Below are 558 nucleotides of genomic sequence, written 5' to 3'. Positions count from 1 at the left end.
ATTGGCTACCAAAGTCTAAGACAAGGATTAACTCTTGTTCTTTTGCCATTTCCATATTTGTCGTTCTCCTTTATCTTAATTAGAATGAGTAGTTCGGTGATTCTTTCGTAATTTGAATATTATGTGGGTGACTTTCTGCTAAACCAGCAGGGCCCATACGTGTGAATTGTGCTTCTTCGCGTAATTCTCTTAAATCGTGTGAACCAGTATAACCCATACCAGCACGCACACCGCCCATTAATTGGTAAATTGTATCTTGTAACGCACCTTTATATGCCGTACGTCCTTCGATACCTTCAGGAACAAATTTCTTAGGCGCTTTGTCTTCTTGGAAGTAACGGTCGTTTGAACCTTTTTCCATCGCACCTAAAGAGCCCATACCGCGGTATACTTTATATTGTCTACCTTGGAAAATTTCTGTTGCGCCTGGGCTTTCTTCAGTACCTGCTAATAAGCTACCTAACATAACCGCATGTCCACCAGCAGCTAATGCTTTAATGATATCTCCTGAGAATTTAATACCACCATCAGCAATGATAGCTTTACCATGTTTGCGTG

Annotated in this window: 1 protein-coding gene; it reads right to left on the bottom strand. The window is 40.9% G+C overall.

Annotated features, from left to right (window positions below; genetic code table 11):
• Positions 1-79: 79 nt before the first annotated feature.
• Positions 80-558 (bottom strand): IMP dehydrogenase (locus IDG60_RS27125; protein WP_206160370.1); only part of this gene is annotated, 479 nt, incomplete at its 5' end.

It is taken from the genome of Staphylococcus sp. EG-SA-2 (genome assembly GCF_017152085.1).
This window is presented reverse-complemented; position numbering and strand designations above follow the sequence as displayed.